Source organism: Pseudomonas sp. Pso3, assembly GCF_055393275.1.
On sequence record NZ_AP043687.1, the window covers coordinates 1,730,865 to 1,745,217 of the forward strand.

The 14,353-nt window shown below is 68.7% G+C and carries 13 protein-coding genes; 9 read left to right on the top strand and 4 right to left on the bottom strand.

All coding sequences use genetic code 11. The features are described 5' to 3' along the window. The first annotated feature begins 154 nt into the window (after positions 1–154). The 6 genes from ACZ5R1_RS08140 to ACZ5R1_RS08165 are packed head-to-tail and all read left to right on the top strand — an operon-like array spanning position 155 to position 5,935. Positions 155–1,096: a substrate-binding domain-containing protein gene (locus ACZ5R1_RS08140; protein ID WP_042133232.1), complete on the top strand. Its 942-nt coding sequence runs from the start codon at positions 155–157 to the stop codon at positions 1,094–1,096. Between the two features lie 12 nt (positions 1,097–1,108). Next, positions 1,109–1,885 (top strand): ATP-binding cassette domain-containing protein, encoded by a 777-nt coding sequence (locus tag ACZ5R1_RS08145; RefSeq protein ID WP_027599921.1) that lies wholly within the window; start codon positions 1,109–1,111, stop codon positions 1,883–1,885. Between the two features lie 13 nt (positions 1,886–1,898). Further along, on the top strand, positions 1,899–2,918 hold the full coding sequence (locus ACZ5R1_RS08150; RefSeq protein ID WP_027601836.1) for an ABC transporter permease: 1,020 nt from the start codon (positions 1,899–1,901) through the stop codon (positions 2,916–2,918). Then, positions 2,915–4,000 carry a phosphotriesterase family protein gene (locus tag ACZ5R1_RS08155; RefSeq protein ID WP_027599919.1) on the top strand — a complete coding sequence of 362 codons (1,086 nt, stop codon included), beginning with the start codon at positions 2,915–2,917 and terminating at the stop codon, positions 3,998–4,000. Before ACZ5R1_RS08150 ends, ACZ5R1_RS08155 begins: the two co-directional genes overlap by 4 nt. 20 nt (positions 4,001–4,020) lie before the next feature. Further along, positions 4,021–4,776: a glutamine amidotransferase gene (locus ACZ5R1_RS08160; RefSeq protein ID WP_108581134.1), complete on the top strand. Its 756-nt coding sequence runs from the start codon at positions 4,021–4,023 to the stop codon at positions 4,774–4,776. Between the two features lie 28 nt (positions 4,777–4,804). Then, a complete protein-coding gene (locus ACZ5R1_RS08165; RefSeq protein ID WP_169853543.1) occupies positions 4,805–5,935 on the top strand; it encodes a M20 family metallopeptidase in 1,131 nt (376 codons plus the stop codon). Here ACZ5R1_RS08165 and ACZ5R1_RS08170 read toward each other — a convergent pair. The 3 genes from ACZ5R1_RS08170 to fepD are packed head-to-tail and all read right to left on the bottom strand — an operon-like array spanning position 5,932 to position 8,716. After that, complete coding sequence (locus tag ACZ5R1_RS08170; RefSeq protein ID WP_027599916.1) at positions 5,932–6,729, bottom strand: ATP-binding cassette domain-containing protein; 798 nt, start codon at positions 6,727–6,729, stop codon at positions 5,932–5,934. The two genes, ACZ5R1_RS08165 and ACZ5R1_RS08170, sit on opposite strands and share 4 nt — an antisense overlap. After that, positions 6,726–7,724, bottom strand: a complete 999-nt coding sequence (fepG, locus tag ACZ5R1_RS08175) for an iron-enterobactin ABC transporter permease (protein WP_108581131.1) — start codon at positions 7,722–7,724, stop codon at positions 6,726–6,728. The genes ACZ5R1_RS08170 and fepG overlap by 4 nt, the downstream gene beginning before the upstream one ends. Continuing rightward, the gene (gene fepD / locus ACZ5R1_RS08180) at positions 7,721–8,716 is read right to left on the bottom strand and encodes a Fe(3+)-siderophore ABC transporter permease (protein WP_027599914.1); all 996 of its coding nucleotides are present in this window, start codon (positions 8,714–8,716) and stop codon (positions 7,721–7,723) included. Before fepD ends, fepG begins: the two co-directional genes overlap by 4 nt. Positions 8,717–8,842: 126 nt before the next feature. Here fepD and entS point away from each other — a divergent pair, with 126 nt between their 5' ends. Beyond that, complete coding sequence (gene entS / locus ACZ5R1_RS08185) at positions 8,843–10,072, top strand: enterobactin transporter EntS (protein WP_007160302.1); 1,230 nt, start codon at positions 8,843–8,845, stop codon at positions 10,070–10,072. A gap of 225 nt (positions 10,073–10,297) precedes the next feature. On the opposite strand, the gene fepB is transcribed toward entS, so the two are convergent. Further along, entirely contained in the window at positions 10,298–11,266 is a 969-nt protein-coding gene (gene fepB / locus ACZ5R1_RS08190) for a Fe2+-enterobactin ABC transporter substrate-binding protein (RefSeq protein WP_044340786.1), read from the bottom strand. A 295-nt stretch (positions 11,267–11,561) separates the two neighbouring features. Between fepB and ACZ5R1_RS08195 the strand changes: the two genes are divergently transcribed. Both ACZ5R1_RS08195 and ACZ5R1_RS08200 read left to right on the top strand, forming a co-directional pair. Further along, positions 11,562–12,728: an isochorismate synthase gene (locus tag ACZ5R1_RS08195; protein WP_464713015.1), complete on the top strand. Its 1,167-nt coding sequence runs from the start codon at positions 11,562–11,564 to the stop codon at positions 12,726–12,728. Further along, positions 12,725–14,350, top strand: a complete 1,626-nt coding sequence (locus ACZ5R1_RS08200) for a (2,3-dihydroxybenzoyl)adenylate synthase (RefSeq protein ID WP_169853546.1) — start codon at positions 12,725–12,727, stop codon at positions 14,348–14,350. Before ACZ5R1_RS08195 ends, ACZ5R1_RS08200 begins: the two co-directional genes overlap by 4 nt. Positions 14,351–14,353 lie beyond the last annotated feature (3 nt).

Sequence of the window (14,353 nt, forward strand, 5' to 3'; positions counted from 1 at the left end):
AATTGGCAGTGGAAGAGGGTCCTCCATTCTTTGCTGGCACGCCTTGTGCTGTTTCCTTTCCAGCAGAACCTTCCCGGTTCTATTTTTTGGCCCATTTAGTAAACCGGTTTACTAACCGCTGCCATATCCGTTGGCAGGGTAGAGGAGGATGGAGATGCTTCGATTCGGCAAGACGTTCGCTTCCATGCTGATGGTGTTCGGATTGGGCCTGGCCGGTAGTGCCCAGGCGGCACCGGCCAAGCGGCTGGCACTGGTCCAGGTGAATCAGCAGGCGCTCTATTTCACCCAGATCACCCAGGGTGCCCAGGCCGCCGCCAAGGCGGCGGGCGCCGAGTTGGTGGTTTTCAACGCCAACGACAACCCCTCCGCCCAGAACGACGCCATCGAGGCCTACATCCAGGACAGGGTGGACGCCATCCTGGTCTGTGCCATCGACGTCAACGGCATCAAGCCGGCGGTCTCGGCGGCGGTCCAGGCCGGTATCCCGGTGGTGGCCATCGACGCCGTGCTCAATGGCGACAACCAGGTGCAGGTCGGCGTCGACAACCGCGCCGCGGCTCGCCAGCTGGGGGAATACACCGGCAACTACATCACCCGAGAGCTGGGTGGCGAGGCCAAGGTCGGGGTGGTGGGAGCCCTGGGTTCCTACGTGCAGAACCTGCGTCTGGACGGCTTCCGCGAGGGGCTGGCCCAGCGCGCGCCCAAGGCGAAGATCGTCGGTACCGTGGATGGCAACAACGTGCAGGACACCGCGCAGAGCGCCGCGGAAAATCTGCTCACCGCCAATCCGGATCTGCAGATCGTTTATGCCACCGGCGAGCCGGCGTTGATTGGCACCGTGGCGGCCAGCGTCGCCCAGGGCAGCGGCGAGCGCACCCGGATCTTTGGCTGGGACCTGTCGCCCCAGGCCGTCCAGGGCCTGGATGACGGCTCCGTGGCAGTGGTGGTGCAGCAGAACACCCGCGGCATGGGCAAGGCGGCGGTGGAGGCGGCGCTGGCGCTGCTCGCCGGCCAGCAGGTCACTAAGCAGCAGGATATCCCGGTGACCCTGGTCACCCGGGAAAACCTGGATGCCTATCGCGCCGACTTCAAGTAGCGGAGACCGAGCATGGACACTGCGACGACGGTTCCCCGGGTCAGCATGACCGGCATCACTAAGAGCTATGGCTCCATCCAGTCCCTGCGCGGCGTCGACCTCGCCCTGCAGCCCGGCGAGGTCCTGGGGCTGGTCGGCGACAACGGCGCCGGCAAATCGACCCTGACCAAGATTCTTTCCGGCGCGGTGCTGCCCACCAGTGGCTGCATCCGCATCGACGGCCGCGAAGAGGTGTTCCAAGGCCCGGCGGATGCACAGCGCTGTCGGATCCAGATGGTCTATCAGGATCTCTCCCTGTGCGACACCGTGGACGTGGCCGGCAACCTCTTCATGGGGCGGGAGCCCCGCCGCCGGCTGCTCGGGCTGCCGCTGCTGGACGAGCGCAAGATGCACGCCGATGCGCGCCGCATCCTCGAGGGGCTGGGCATCAGCCTGCCCGATACCCGCGCCCAGGTACGCCACCTCTCCGGCGGCCAGCGCCAGGCCGTGGCCATAGCCCGCGCCGCGGCCTTCGAACCCCGGGTACTGATCATGGACGAGCCGACCGCCGCCCTGGCGGTGGCCGAGGTCGAGGCGGTGCTGGAGCTGATCCGCACCATCAGCCGCCAGGGGGTGAGCGTCATCCTCATCACCCACCGGCTGCAGGATCTCTTCCTGGTCTGCGACCGCATCATGGTGATGTACGAGGGCCAGAACCTGGCCGAGCGCCGGGTGGCCGACACCAGTCTGGGCGAGATCGTCGAGCTGATCGTCGGCCACAAGTTCACCGCCCGTTCCGCCTGCGCCTGAATCGGAGGATTTCATGAATACCCTCGACCTGACCCGACAGCGCGTGGTGGTGCAGTCACCGCTGCGCCGCCTGCTGCACGACTATCCCGGCGTCGCCAGCATCGCGCTGTTCTTCGCCCTCTGCTGCCTGCTGTTCGCGCTGGTGACCGACAACTTCCTCAGCAGCGGCAACCTGCTCAACGTCATTCGCCAGAACGCGCCCTTGCTGATCGTGGCCGTGGCCATGACCCTGGTGGTGACCACCGGTGGCATCGACCTGTCGGTCGGTTCCACCCTGGCCCTGGTGGGCGCCCTGGCCGCCCTCGGCCTCAACACCTGGCAGCTGCCCTGGCCGGTGGTGCTGGCCGGCGGCCTGCTGGTGGGGGCGCTGATCGGTGCGCTGAACGGCTACTTCATCGCCTACGCGGGAATCCCGGCGTTCATCGTGACCCTGGCGACCCTGACCATCATTCGCGGCCTGGCGCTGCTCATCACCCAGGGCTACTCCATTCCGGTTCCCCGTGAACTCAGCGCCTTTCTCGCGCTCGGTCGCGGCTGGGTGCTCGGACTGCCGCTGGCGGTATGGCTCGCGCTCTTCGCGGTGCTGGGCGGCATGCTGCTGCTGGGCAGGATGCGCTTCGGGCGCTATCTCACGGGGATTGGCGCCAATGCCGAAAGCGTCCGCCGGGCAGGGGTGAATACCCGCGGCGTGCTGCTGCGCGTCTACGTCCTGAGCGGCATGGCGGCGGCGCTGGCCGGGATGATCGTAACGGCACGGCTGGGCAGTGGCTCCTCCAACCAGGGGGAGGGCTTCGAACTGGAGGTCATCGCGGCGGTGGTGCTGGGCAGCACCAGTCTGTTCGGCGGCTTCGGCACCATCCTTGGCACCCTGCTGGGCGTGCTGACCATGGCGGTGATCAAGAACGGCCTGATCCTCGCCCATGTGTCGCCCTTCTATACCCAGATTGCCACGGGGGCCATCGTGCTGCTGGCCATCTGGCTGAACACCCGCATCCTCAAGACCGGCCGCCCGCTGGGGAGGGTAGGCGGATGAGTCTGTTTCGCCATCCCGAGCCGCTTCCGGTCGGGGTCGACAGCGGCCATGCCATGACGGTGCTTGGCCCGCTGCCGGTGGACCGGTTGGGCGTGACCCTGATGCACGAGCACATTCTGCTCGACGCCTCCGGCAAATGGGTGCCACCCCGTTGCTGCGGCGAGCGACACCTGGCCGAGCAGCCGGTGAGCATCGAACTGCTCGGCGAGCTGCATATGAATCCGCTGGTCAGCCGCGACAACTGCCAGCTGTTCGACGTGGAGCTGGCCTGCGCCGAGTTGCTGAAATATCGCGCCCTGGGCGGGGAGACGGTGGTCGATCCCACCAACCTCGGCATCGGTCGCGATCCCCAGGCGCTGCAGCGCATCGCGCGGCTCACGGGTCTCAACATCATCATGGGTGCCGGTTTCTACCTGGAGCCCTCGCACCCGGCCTATGTCAGGGAGCGCTCGGTGGAGGAACTGACCGCCCAGATCGTCCACGACGTGGGCGGAGCGGCGGAAAAGCCGGAGGTCATCGCCGGCCTGATCGGCGAGATCGGGGTGTCGGCCGCCTTTACCGACAGCGAGGAAAAATCCCTGCGCGCCGCCGCCCGGGCCAGCGGCCTTACCGGGGTGCCCCTGGCGGTCCATCTGCCCGGCTGGGAACGTTTGGGTCACCGGGTGCTGGACATCGCCGCCGCCGAGGGCGCCGACCTGCACCACGTGGTGCTCTGCCACATGAATCCCAGTCATCGCGACCTCGATTACCAGCACGGACTCGCGGAGCGGGGTGCCTTCCTCGAATACGACATGATCGGCATGGGCTACTACTTCGCCGACGAGGCCGCCCAGTCGCCGTCCGACGAAGACAACGCCCGCGCCCTCGTCGGTCTGCTGGAGGCCGGCTACGGCGAGCGCCTGCTGCTGTCCCAGGACGTCTTTCTCAAGACCATGCTCACCCGCTACGGCGGCCACGGCTATGGCTACCTGCTCAAGCACTTCGTCCCGCGTCTGCGCCGCCACGGCGTCACGGGGGCGCAACTGGAAACCCTGCTGATCGACAACCCGCGCCGCGTCTTCCAGCGCGTTCGATCGGCCTAATGTCCGCAACCGGAGAACCTATGAAACAGTCCGTTCTGCTCGCTGGCGAATCCTGGGTCAGCACCGCGACCCATATCAAAGGCTTCGACCAGTTCGCCTCCGTCACCGCCCACAATGGCGCCCAGCGCCTGCTGACCGCACTGGCCGACAGCGACTATGCCATCACCCAGATGTGCGCCGACCAGGCGCAAACCGACTTTCCGGCGACGCTGGAGGCCCTGCGCGACTACCAGGTGATCATCCTGTCGGATATCGGTGCCAACAGCCTGTTGCTGCATCCGGATACCTGGCTGCGTAGCCGCCGCACACCGAATCGCCTGACCGCGCTGCGCGAGTATGTGCTGCAGGGTGGCGCGCTCATGATGGTCGGTGGCTACTACAGCTTCCAGGGCATCAACGGGGGGGCCCGTTATCGCGGCACGGCGGTGGAAGAGGTGCTGCCGGTGCGTTGCCTGCCCTATGACGACCGCATCGAGGTGCCCGAGGGCTTCACGCCAGAGGTGCACGGCGAGCATGAGTTGCTGCGTGGCCTGCCCCAGGACTGGTCCTATCTGCTGGGCTACAACGAGGTGGAATTGCATCCGGACGCCCAGCTCGTGGCGAGCGTCTCGGGCAGCGGTCATCCGCTGCTGGCGACCCGGGAAGTCGGCCAGGGGCGTACCCTGGTCTGGACCAGCGACATGTCGATGCACTGGATGCCCGACGACTTCCTGGCCGGCGATGCCTATCGCCGCTTCTGGCTCAACTGCCTGGACTGGCTCTCGCGGCGCGCCTGATCACCCGTAGTCCGACTGGAGATCCCCAATGCTCGACGATCCTTTGGCCCTGACCCGAGCGCTGCTGGGATTTCCCACGCTCAATCCGCCGGGCGATGAAGAAGCCTGTGCGCAGTTCCTGGTCACGACGCTCCGCGAGGCGGGCTTCCACTGCGAATTGCAGCATTTCGGCGAACGACGTTGCAACCTGGTGGCCTGGCTACCGGGGCGCGGGGCCGGCAAACCGCTGGGCTTTACCGGGCACCTGGACGTGGTGCCCCTGGGCAATGGCACCTGGCGCCACGGGCCCTTCGCCGGTGAGGTGGCCGAAGGGCGCCTCTATGGCCGCGGCGCCAGCGACATGAAGGCGGGCATCGCCGCCTTCATCGTCGCCTGCCAGCGCAATCGCGAGGTCATCGCCCAGGGGCCTGGCGTCCGGCTGCTGCTCACCGGCGGTGAGGAAACCGGCTGTGACGGCGCCCGGGCGCTGTGCCGGGACGCGCCGCACCTGCTTGGCGAGCTGGGCGCGCTGCTGGTGGGCGAACCCACCGCCAATCGGCCGGTGCTGGGGCACAAGGGCGCCTTCTGGCTCCGCTGCACCGCCCATGGCCGCACGGCCCACGGCGCCATGCCCGAGGAGGGGGAAAACGCCATCTACCGCCTGGCCGAGGCCATTGGCCAGGCGCGCACCTTCGCCGTCGGCCCGCCGCATCCGCTCATGCGCCAACCCACGCTCAACGTGGGGACCGTCACGGGTGGGCTGAACATCAACTCGGTGCCGGATCGTGCCGCCTTCACCCTCGATCTGCGGACCGCACCGAACCTGGAGCATGCCGACATCCAGCGGCGTCTGGCCGAGCACCTGGGCAGCGATCTGGAGCTGGAGGTCCTGGTGGATCTGCCCGGGGTCTGTGCCGACAGGAGCGACGCCTGGGTGCGGCAGGTCTTCGACCGTTGCGCCACCCTGCACGGCGAGGCGCTGCCCGCCAGCGTGGTGCCTTATTTCACCGATGCCGCCGTGCTGCTGCCCGCGCTGAACGATCCGCCCACCCTGATCCTGGGGCCGGGAGAACCGAGCATGGCGCACAAGGTGGACGAATACTGCGAGGTGCAACGCCTGGAGGAGGGCACCGAGCTCTACGGGCAGTTGCTCCGGGACTGGATGCTCGCCGGACGCTAGCGCCGCGCCAGGGGCACCACCATGGGGGTGCCGGCCACGGGGTCGTCGATGATCAGGCAGTCGAGGTCGTAGACCGCCTTGATCAGCGCGGGGGTGATGACGTCGCGCGGGCGGCCGGTGGCCAGCACCTTGCCGTCGCGCATGGCCACCAGGTGGGTGGCGTAGCGACAGGCGTGGTTGAGGTCGTGCAGCACCATCACCAGGGTGTGGCCCTGCTGGCGATTGAGGTCTTCCAGCAATTCCAGCAGGTCGATCTGGTGGGTGATGTCGAGCCAGGTGGTGGGCTCGTCGAGCAGCAGCAGCGGGGTTTCCTGGGCGAGAGCCATGGCGATCCAGACCCGCTGGCGCTGACCGCCGGAAAGGGTGTCCACCGCCCGGTCGGCCAGCTCGAAGACACCGGTGGCCTGCATGGCGTGGGTCACCGCGCGCTCGTCGTCGGCGCGCACGCCGCCGAACAGCGTCTGGTGCGGATAGCGTCCGCGGGCCACCAGGTCGCGCACCGAGATGTCGCCCGGGGCCTGGGAGCTCTGTGGCAGCAGGCCCAGGCGGCGGGCCACCTCCTTGGTGCGATAGCTCTGGATCGCCTGGCCGTCCAGCCAGACCTGACCCTGGCTGGGCGCCAGCAGCCGGCTTAGGGTGCGCAGCAGGGTCGACTTGCCGCAGCCGTTGGGACCGATGATGACCGTCAGCTCGCCATCGGGGATGGTCAGCGACAGGTCTTCGGCGATCAGCTTGCGGCCGTAGCCCAGGGTCAGGCGCTCGGCGTGCAGGCGCGAAGCGGGGGCGTCGTTCATGAGCGGCGGGACTCCCAGATGAGCAGGCCGATCAGGTAGAGCCCACCCAGGCTCACCGTGACCAGGCCGACCGGCAGGACATAGGGCAGGAACAGGCGCTGGGCGATGAGATCCGCGCCCAGCAACAGGACCGCGCCGGTGAGGGCGGCGGCGGGCAGCGCCAGGCGCTGGGTGCCGGTCAGGCGGCGGGCGATCTGCGGAGCGGCCAGGGCGATGAAGGAGATGGGGCCGGCTACCGCGGTGCCGGCGGCGGTGAGCACCACGCCCAGGCCCAGCAGCGACAGCCGCGTGCGCTCCACCGGCACGCCCAGGGCGCAGGCGGTGTCATCGCCCATCTCCAGCAGGAACAGCCGGCGACTCAGCGCCAGGCTGGCCGCACCCGCCAGCAGGATGAAGACCACCGCCGGCCAGGCCTTGGCCCAGGTGATACCGTTGAGCGAGCCGGCGCTCCACAGGCCGGCGCTGAAGGCGGCTTCCAGGGAGGCATGGACGATCAGCCAGGTGTTGAGCGCCATCAACAGGGCGCGCACGCCGATGCCGACGATGATGAGTCTAAGGGTATCCACGCCGCTGCCGCGCCAGGTTAGGGCATAGACCAGCGCCGCGCTGAGCAGGCCGCCGATCAGGGCGGCGGTGGTGCTCCAGAGGATGCTGGCCTGGAACAGCACCAGGGCGACCAACACGCCGCTGTAGGCACCGGTGTTGAAACCCATGATGTCCGGGCTGCCGAGGGGATTGCGCAGCAGTGACTGGAACAGCGCCCCGCTCAAGCCCAAGGCGGCGCCGATCAGCAGCGCCAGGGCCACCCGCGGCAGGCGCCACTGGGTGACCACCAGTTCGATGCCGCGCGGCGCCTCGCCGAGCAGGGCGGCCAGCACCTGGGCGGGACTCAGGGCCAGGCTGCCGCTGCCCAGGGCGAACAGGGCGAGCAACAGGGCGCCGCCGAGCAGGGCGAGCAGCACGCCGGGCAGGCGCAGGCGACCGGGACGGTTCATGCCCGACCTCCCTGGCGCTGACGGCGCGCCAGCCAGATCAGCAGCGGCGCGCCGAGGAAGGCGGTCACCACCGAGACGCGCAACTCGTTGGTCACCAGCAGGCGGCCGACGATGTCGGCGGTCAGCAGCAGGCTGGGGGTGAACAGCAGGACGAAGGGCAGCAGCCAGCGATGGTCTTCGCCGATGGCCCAGCGCCCCAGGTGCGGCACCATCAGGCCGACGAAGGCGATGGGACCTACCGCCGCGGCAGCGGCCCCGCAGAGCAGGGTGATGGCCAGCAGGCCGAGCAACTGGGTCTGGCGGACCCGGGTGCCGAGGGCGACGGCCAGGTCGGTGCCCAGGCTCAGGGCGTTCAAGGCTGGCGCCAGCAGCAGGGCGATGAACACCCCGCCCAGCACCGGCAGGCTGGCGCTGCTCAGCAGATCGAGCTGACGGACGTCCAGGGAGCCGAATTGCCAAAATCTCAGCTGATCGTAGACCTGGGGATCGAGCAGGGCGATGCCCGAGCTGACGCCTTCGAGCATGGCGCCCAGGGCCACCCCGACCAGCACCAGGCGCATCGGGTTGAAGCCGCCGCCACCGGCGATGCCGGCCAGCAGCACCACCAGGCTGGCCAGCAGGGCGCCGCCGAAGGCGAAGCCCAGGTACTGCTCGGGACCGCTGGCGCCGAACAGGGCGATGCCCAGCACCACGGCGAAACTGGCACCGGCATTGACGCCGAGGATGCCCGGATCGGCGAGGGGATTGCGCGTCAGCGCCTGCATCAGGGTGCCGGCCACGCCCAGCGCCGCCCCGGCGAGCAGCCCGGCGAGGGTGCGTGGCAGCCGCGCTTCGCGCACGATCAGGCAGGCCGGCTCGCTGCAGCCCTGGCCCAGCGCCTGCCAGACATCGGCCAGCGGGATGGCGGTGGCGCCGAGCGCCAGGCTGGCAGCCATCACCAGGAGCAGCAGGACGGCGGCGCAGCCGAGGATGAGGAGGCGGCGCGGGGTCATCTGCGACGACCGACGGCGAGGGGAGTGGATGAGAACAAGGCGTATTAACACATGATAGTCTGTATTACATGCTAACAGCCTTGCCCCGGCGGCTCGATAGCGTCCCCTGTGTTTTTCCGGTGATTCATGTCCAAGACGTCCTTCCTGCTCGACTTCGGCCTGCTCAGGTCCCACGCCGCCTTTCGCACCCTGTTCATCGCCCGCCTGGTCTCCGTGCTGTCCCTCGGCCTCCTGGCCGTGGCCATCCCCATCCAGGTCCAGGCGCTGACCGACTCGCCGCTCAAGGTGGGCCTGGCACTGAGCATGGCCGGCATCGGCATGTTCGTCGGCCTGCTCACCGGTGGGGTGCTGGCCGACCGCCTGGAGCGGCGCCGGCTGATCCTGGCCGCGCGTTCCATCTGCGGCCTGGGCTTCATCGGCCTGGCGGTCAACGCCAGCCTGCCCGAGCCGTCGCTGACCGCCATCTACCTGCTGGCGCTGTGGGACGGCTTCTTTGGCGCCCTGGGCGTCACCGCGCTGCTGGCGGTCACGCCGATCCTGGTCGGCCGCGAATCCATGGTGCAGGCCGGCGCCCTGAACATGCTCAGCGTGCGGGTGGCGGCCATCGTCGCCCCGCCGCTTGGCACCCTGCTGATCGCCCAGAGTGGCGTGGCCTGGAACTATGGCCTGACCGCCGGCGGTACCCTCATCACCCTGCTGGTGCTGCTGCGCCTGCCGCCACTGCCCCCGCCGGAACAGCCACGCGAAACGCCCTGGCAGGCCCTGGGCGGCGGCATCGCCTTCCTGTTCGAGAATCGCCTGCTGGGCGCGGTCGCCCTGGTCGGCGCCCTGGTCACCATGGCCAATGCGGTGCGGGTGCTCTATCCGTCGCTGGGGGAGGACTGGGGGCTGGATACCGGGCACCTGGGCTGGCTCTATGCCGCCGCGCCTCTGGGTGCGGCCATCGGCGCCCTCACCAGCGGTCGACTGAACCAGGCGCCGCGCCCGGGACGTACCCTGCTGATGACCGCAGTGGCGACCTTTCTCGCGGTGGCGGTGTTCGCGCTGCTGCCCGGCTTCTGGCTGTCGGCGCTGTGCCTGGTGCTGTTCGGCTACCTGGGCGCGCTCAATTCCCTGGTGCAGTACGCGCTGATCCAGCGCCTGACGCCGGATCGCCTGCTGGGGCGGATCAATGCGTTGTGGACGGCGCAGAACATCGGCGGCGAGGCCATCGGCGCGGCGCTGTTCGGCGGTCTGGCCAGCCTGATGCTGCCGGCGCAGGCGGCCTGCGTCTTTGGTCTGGTCGCCACCGGGGTGGCTGCCCTCTGCTGGGCGCTGGCCCGCGGTCTGCGTCGAGCGGAAAGCCTGGGCGCCTAGTGTGTAAAACCGCCACGGCGTTTCTAACGGGTGCATACGGCGATCAGCAGTGGACAAGACCGATCGCGGCCATGGGCCGCTCCTACAGGCTAGCCGGCACCTGTAGGAGCGGCCCATGGCCGCGATCACCAAAACAACGATGTCTTGTAGGATCGGCCGCATCGGCGGACCGCCATGGCCGCTATCAGACTCCTCGCCTAGAAAACCTCACAGTAACTGTTCTGCTCAGGGCTTGGCGTAGCGCTCCTCCAGGCGATCCAGCAGCAGGTTGGCGCTGTAGGGGTCGAGACGGAAGGTCTCGGCGCCCAAGGCTTCCACGCGGTTGTCCTTGACCGCCGGCAGGTGCGCCAGGAGCGGATTGCTGCGTACCGCCTCGGCTTCCTTGGCGTCCGCGGCGAACAGCAAGAAGGTCTGGCCCGTGAGACCGGTGGCGACGTTCTCGCCGGCGAGCTGCAGGATGTCGTGGCGCTGCCCCTGGCTATGGCCGGTCTCCAGCCCCGCCGGCAGTTTCGCCAGGGTGAAGCCCAGGCTTTCCAGCAACTGGCCCTGGGAAGAGGCGGCGGTCCAGAGATTGGCCTGGCGCGTCGCCGGGTTGTAGACGAAGGCGGATACCGGTTGCGGCGGCAGCTGCAGGCGCGCCTTGAGATCGGCGACGCGCCGGTCGAAATCGCCGACCACCTTGCGGGCGGCGTCCTCGCGGCCGGTGGCCTGGCCGAGCAGTTCCACCACCTGTTGCCAGCTGCGATTGTCGTAACCCACCACCAGCACCGGGGCGATGGCCTTGAGTTGCTCGACCAGGCGCAGCGCCGAGTCGTTGCCGGCGGCGCTGACCAGGATCAGGTCCGGCGCCTCGGCGGCCACGGCTTCGGCATTGGCCTCGCCGATGTACAGCCGCTTCACGTCGCGCTGCCTGGCGACCGCGCCCCACTGGCGCAGGAAGCCCTGGTCGTCGGCGAATCTGTTGTTGGGCGAGGTGGCGCCGCTGGCCACCACCGGCGCGCCGATGGCGAGCAGGGAGCCGGTAAGGGTGACGCTGGTGGAAACGATGCGTTGCGGCTTGGCCGGCAGGGTCACCTGGCTGCCGTCGGCGCTGATCTGCCGTGGCCAGTCCGCCGCCTGAGCGGGGCCGCCCAGGGTCAGGGTGGCGACCGCCAGAGTGGTGAGAATGCGAAACACTGACAACAAGCTGAACATGGACGCCTTCCAGTTGTAAGATAATCACTCTCATTTTCAAAGAACCACCCCCTGGGCAGCAAGTTGTTCCTTTCCAGTAGCCGACAGGGCCAGGGCAGGAGCCGTGGATCCGGTACCCGCCGGCGCTCTGCCCAGTGGAGATTCACCAGAGATTTCAAGGGGTTGCTGGCCATTCGGCGAGATCGTTCGGTCCCTAACGAATTGACTTTCCGGCAGGCAACCTTTAGCTTCTGCTTATTGATAAGCATTATCATTCGTGTAGAGGTCCATCGAAATGACGAGCAAGAGGGCTGAGGTGGTCGGCGGAATCGCTGCCGATCGTCGGGAACAGGCCGCATTCCTGTTCCAGTCGGGTGATCGCGTCCTGCAGGGGCGGGGCATCTGTGCCCGGGTCGAGACACCGGCCAGTGGCGGCGCGCACCGGGACAGCCTGTTCCTGCACGCCGTGGATGAAGCCTTCGCCCGTGCCCGCCAGGCCGGCATCGCCGAGCCGGTGATCATGGGCGCCATTCCCTTCGATACCACCAGGCCCTCCTGCCTCTATGTGCCCCGGGAGCATGCCTGGACGGCGCGCCCGGCGCCGGTCAGCAGCGAAGGGGTTGCCCCGGCGCAGGTGCGCGAGGTGCGCAACCTGCCCAGCGCGGACGGCTTCTGCCTGGCGGTGGAGGAGGCCATCGAGGCCTTCCGCCGTGGCGAGCTGAGCAAGGCGGTGCTGTCGCGCATCCAGGAGATCCGCCTGGCCGAGCCTGCCGACGTGGAGACCATCCTCGCCAATCTGGCGCGGCAGAATCCCACCGGCTATCAATTCCGCATCCCCACCGCCGAGGGCGGCGAGCTGGTCGGGGTCAGCCCCGAGTTGCTGGTGCGCAGGCAGGGTGCCCAGGTCCATACCAATCCCCTGGCCGGTTCGGCCAGGCGCCGCGCCGATCCGCAGGAAGACCAGCGCGTCGCCCGCGAGTTGCTGGAGTCCAGCAAGGACCACTACGAGCACCGTCTGGTGATCGAGGACATCCGCGAGCAGCTGGCGCCGCTGTGCAGCCGGCTGGACGTACCCGAAGGCCCCTCGCTGCTCAGCACCAACGCCATGTGGCACCTGTCCACCGCCATCGACGGCGAGCTGGCTGATAGCCGCACCTCGGCGCTGCAACTCGCCTGCCGCCTGCATCCGACTCCGGCGGTGTGCGGCTTTCCCACGGCCGCGGCGCGCCAGTTGATCCAGCGCATCGAGCCCTTCGACCGCGGCCTGTTCACCGGCATGGTCGGCTGGTGCGACGCCCAGGGCAACGGCGAGTGGGTGGTCACCATCCGCTGCGGCACGGTGCAGGGCGACTGGCTGCGGCTGTTCGCCGGCGCCGGCATCGTCGAAGCCTCCGACCCCGCGGCGGAGTGGGCCGAGGTCACCGCCAAACTGGGCACCATGCGTGCCGCCTGTGGTTTGCTCGACGAGGAGAACCCCACGTGAGTCTGGAATTCACCCCCTGGCCGGACGACCTGGCGGCGCGCTATCGCGCCCTGGGTTACTGGCTCGACCTGCCGATGACCGAGATCCTGGCGCGCAGCCGCGCGGCCCTGCCGGACGCGCCGGCGATCCTCTGCGGCGAGCGGCAGCTGAGCTATGCCGAGCTGGACGAGCGCTCCAGTCGCCTGGCCGCCCACCTGCAGGCCGCCGGGCTGCGCCGCCACGACACGGCCCTGGTGCAGCTGCCCAACGTGGCCGAGTTCTACGTGGTGTTCTTTGCCCTGCTCAAGGCCGGCATTGCCCCGGTAAATGCGCTGTTCAGCCATCAGAAGCTGGAGTTGCTCGCCTATGCGCAGCAGATCCAGCCCCGGCTGCTGATCGCCTCCAGCGAGCACAATCTGTTCCGCGACGACAACTTCCTCGCCGAGTTGCGCGACGTGGCGCCGGGCCTCGGCGAGGTGCTGCTGGATGGCGCCGACGACGCGCGCAGCCTGCAGCAGCGCCTGGATACCCCGCTGGACGGTTTTCAGCTGACGCCCACCGCCGGTGGCGAGGTGGCCTTCTTCCAGCTATCCGGGGGCAGCACCGGCACGCCCAAGCTGATCCCCCGCACCCACAACGACTACTACTACAGCCTCAGACGCAGCGTCGAGATCTGCCGCCTGAGCCCGGCGACGCGCTTTCTCTGTGCGCTGCCGGCGGGCCACAACTACACCCTCAGCTCGCCCGGCGCCCTGGGCGTCTTCATCGCCGGCGGCTGCGTGGTCATGGCCCGCGATCCCGAGCCGCTGCGCTGCTTCGCGCTGATCGAACGCCATCAGGTGGACTGGGTGGCCCTGGTGCCACCGGCGGTGGCGCTCTGGCTGCAGGCCGCGGCCGCGCCCGAGCAGCGTGCGCGACTCGCCAGCCTGCGCGTGGTGCAGGTGGGCGGTGCCAGCTTCGCCGAAGCCCAGGCCCGCCGCGTGCCCGCGGAATTGGGCTGCCAGTTGCAGCAGGTGTTCGGCATGGCCGAAGGCCTGGTCAACTACACCCGCCTCGACGACGAACCCGAGCGCATCTTCACCACCCAGGGCCGGCCCATGAGCCCGGATGACGAAGTGCGCATCACCGACGAGGACGGCAATCCCGTGCCCGACGGCGAGCCCGGCCTGCTGTCCACCCGTGGCCCCTACACCTTCCGCGGCTACTACCGCAGCCCCGAGCACAACGCCCAGGTGTTCGACGCCGAGGGCTTCTATTTCTCCGGCGACGTGGTCCAGCGCGATGCCGCCGGCTACCTCAAGGTGGTCGGGCGGGTGAAGGACCAGATCAACCGCGGCGGTGAAAAGATCGCTGCCGCCGAGATCGAGGGCCTGCTGCTGCGCCATCCCGGCATCACCCACGCGGCCCTGGTCGCCATCGCCGACGACTTGATGGGCGAGAAGAGCTGCGCCTGCCTGGTGGTGAGCGATCCGGCACTCAAGCCGGTGGCGCTGCGCCGCTACCTGCGCGAGCAGGGCGTGGCCGAGTACAAGCTGCCCGACCGTTTCCAGTTCCTTGACCAGCTGCCGCTCACCGCCGTCGGCAAGATCGACAAGCGCCGCCTGCGCGAGCAGCTGCAGACCCCATCCACCGAGCGTCCCTAAGGT

Coding starts and splice junctions, on each gene's coding strand:
- ACZ5R1_RS08140 (WP_042133232.1), top strand. CDS start 155: ATGCTTCGATTCGGCAAGACGTTCGCTTCCATGCTGATGGTGTTCGGA.
- ACZ5R1_RS08145 (WP_027599921.1), top strand. CDS start 1,109: ATGGACACTGCGACGACGGTTCCCCGGGTCAGCATGACCGGCATCACT.
- ACZ5R1_RS08150 (WP_027601836.1), top strand. CDS start 1,899: ATGAATACCCTCGACCTGACCCGACAGCGCGTGGTGGTGCAGTCACCG.
- ACZ5R1_RS08155 (WP_027599919.1), top strand. CDS start 2,915: ATGAGTCTGTTTCGCCATCCCGAGCCGCTTCCGGTCGGGGTCGACAGC.
- ACZ5R1_RS08160 (WP_108581134.1), top strand. CDS start 4,021: ATGAAACAGTCCGTTCTGCTCGCTGGCGAATCCTGGGTCAGCACCGCG.
- ACZ5R1_RS08165 (WP_169853543.1), top strand. CDS start 4,805: ATGCTCGACGATCCTTTGGCCCTGACCCGAGCGCTGCTGGGATTTCCC.
- ACZ5R1_RS08170 (WP_027599916.1), bottom strand. CDS start 6,729: ATGAACGACGCCCCCGCTTCGCGCCTGCACGCCGAGCGCCTGACCCTG.
- fepG (WP_108581131.1), bottom strand. CDS start 7,724: ATGAACCGTCCCGGTCGCCTGCGCCTGCCCGGCGTGCTGCTCGCCCTG.
- fepD (WP_027599914.1), bottom strand. CDS start 8,716: ATGACCCCGCGCCGCCTCCTCATCCTCGGCTGCGCCGCCGTCCTGCTG.
- entS (WP_007160302.1), top strand. CDS start 8,843: ATGTCCAAGACGTCCTTCCTGCTCGACTTCGGCCTGCTCAGGTCCCAC.
- fepB (WP_044340786.1), bottom strand. CDS start 11,266: ATGTTCAGCTTGTTGTCAGTGTTTCGCATTCTCACCACTCTGGCGGTC.